This is a genomic window from Pseudomonas sp. EL_65y_Pfl1_R83 (genome assembly GCF_963970695.1).
Lineage (GTDB): Bacteria > Pseudomonadota > Gammaproteobacteria > Pseudomonadales > Pseudomonadaceae > Aquipseudomonas > Aquipseudomonas tritici.
In genome coordinates this window covers 1-2,137 of the sequence record NZ_CAXAQI010000036.1, presented here as the reverse complement: position 1 = coordinate 2,137, position 2,137 = coordinate 1, and the positions used below count along the sequence as shown (strand labels likewise).

The window sequence follows — 2,137 nt, the reverse complement described above, 5'->3', positions numbered from 1 at the left end:
GACCCCCAATTAGTTTAAATTAGTTTCGAGGCTCGAATGTCCGGGCTGTAACGGTTCACGCGGGGCGAGGCCTCCTGATTAAAGAGGTAAATGGGGTCTGACCCCAATTAGTTCCCTTTAAAAAATGAGAATGGTGGTCTTGAGAATGGTGGTCTGACCCCTATTTCTTTTAGCAAGGGAATGTCAAAAGAGAATGCTGCCTTGAATACCTGGACAGGCCAAATATCGCAGAAGTATGGATTTACTAAGGTTGAGAAGATTGAAACCGTCGGAGAAATGACCTATGTCACTTTCGGAAAGTAAAAAGCTGTTAATGCAAATACTTGATGGGAAGTCGCCAAGCAGTGTGTTAAATATAATTTTGTTAGGTTTCGATGATTTAGATAAGTACGCATTGGCGGATATGTTTTTGGAAGAGTTTTATCGTTTGGATAGCAGGATTCTTCCTGTTATATGGAAATGGAAGAGCGCGAAGTCGATAAGGGGGATATCTGATCAAGAGTTTGATGAGATGGTTCTTTTGCTAATGAGATCTGCGGGCTATAGGGTGTAAGTCCATAAAAAATACCCTGTTAGATTAATTTACAATGATTTATGGAAATCGGGGTCAGACCACGTTTTTATAAAGGCCAGCAAAATTGTTCTTTAAAAAATGAGAATGGTGGTCTGACCCCTATTTTCCCCTGACTCTCTAAATGGTGCGGGTATATGAAAAAGACATTTCGTCAAATAGATGAGAGTAATGGGTTTAAGTGGGAAGTTGAGCCTGATTCTGATGAGTCTGCGCTGGAGTCATGGCACAGGTCGATTCTGGACACTCCGATAAACGAGCTTGAGATCGGCGACCTTTGCAGATCGGTCAGGCAAGATATGTATACGTCGGAATTATTGCCTGTCGTGGTTCGCGAGTTGGATAAGGAAGTGCTGGTAGGATTTCTGGATGACGCCGAGTTGCTAAAAGGAACCTCAAAATTATCGGAGGCAGTCTGGGCGAAGAATTTACTGCTGACGCAAAAAATGTTGAATATTCTGCGGCGAGATAAAGAGCTTATTGCTGCGGAGCCTCGCGCTGTCGAATATGTCGAATATGCTCAGGCGCTAGAGAGGAAACTGCTGGCAGCGCTTAATGGTAAATGACACAAGGTGCAAAAGCTAGAGTGGATGCGCCCAAGGGTGGATTTGGGCCTACTTATCGGCCAGCAGATAGCGATCAGTTTGAAAGAGGTAAATGGGGTCTGATCCTGATTAGCTCCCGATTAGTTCCTGTTGAGGGCTGGTGATGAATATGAATGTTATAGAACGATTTGTGCAGCAGGAGTTAGATGCTCATGTTAGAGGGGTCCTACAGGGCGCCATCGACGAGAAGCGTGGTTCTGAGAACGTCTATAAACGAGAGTTTGAATTTAATAGCTTTGATGTGGTTTTGGACTTTTCAAGAGGAATGGTGATTGTACAAGATGTTTTGATCGCAGGCGAAGATGGTGATCAGGAAATCTCTATGTCAGACTTCATTGATGTTTGTAACTTGAAAGGATTAGATCGGTAGATCGTGCGGAAGTCATTATGCCTATGGGCTTGGATGCTGTAACTGTCAGCGGTTAACATTCCAGATGTATATTATTTGTGGTTGATGGTCTTGCCGGTGGCAGCAATAGGACCCGCGTGATGGAATTGACTAGCTTTTTTGATGCGATAGTGGATGACGCTGAAAAGATACTTCTGGCCGGCGGAAATCGGGGTCAGACCACGTTTTTACAAAGGTCAGCAACATTGCTCTTTAAAAAAATGAGAATGGTGGTCTTGAGAATGGTGGTCTGACCCCTATTTCCCATTGGCGGTATGGCTGAAAAGTATAACGATCAGGGATTTCACCTTGATCCTACCGATCAGTTTAATGACGATCGCTTGCCACCGCAGAATCCGGTATCCGACATCGACAATCTCAAGGCAGAAATATCTCTTTTTCTATTGACTGGCCTTTTCCCTGAGTTGTTGGCGGTTAGGGCGGGGTAAATGGGGTCTGACCCCCAATTAGTTTAAATTAGTTTCGAGGCTCGAATGTCCGGGCTGTAACGGTTCACGCGGGGCGAGGCCTCCTGATTAAAGAGGTAAATGGGGTCTGACCCCAATTAGTTCC

At 44.7% G+C, this 2,137-nt stretch carries 3 protein-coding genes; all 3 read left to right on the top strand.

Translation table 11 applies throughout. The features are described from left to right. Nucleotides 1–283 precede the first annotated feature (283 nt). The 3 genes from AACY08_RS27400 (at nt 284) to AACY08_RS27390 (ending at nt 1,546) form a co-directional block, all read left to right on the top strand. Nucleotides 284–553 carry a hypothetical protein gene (locus tag AACY08_RS27400; RefSeq protein WP_339472247.1) on the top strand — a complete coding sequence of 90 codons (270 nt, stop codon included), beginning with the start codon at nt 284–286 and terminating at the stop codon, nt 551–553. A gap of 155 nt (nt 554–708) precedes the next feature. After that, complete coding sequence (locus AACY08_RS27395) at nt 709–1,137, top strand: contact-dependent growth inhibition system immunity protein (protein ID WP_258709673.1); 429 nt, start codon at nt 709–711, stop codon at nt 1,135–1,137. A gap of 148 nt (nt 1,138–1,285) precedes the next feature. Then, entirely contained in the window at nt 1,286–1,546 is a 261-nt protein-coding gene (locus AACY08_RS27390; RefSeq protein WP_339472245.1) for a hypothetical protein, read from the top strand. The last annotated feature ends 591 nt before the right edge of the window (nt 1,547–2,137 follow it).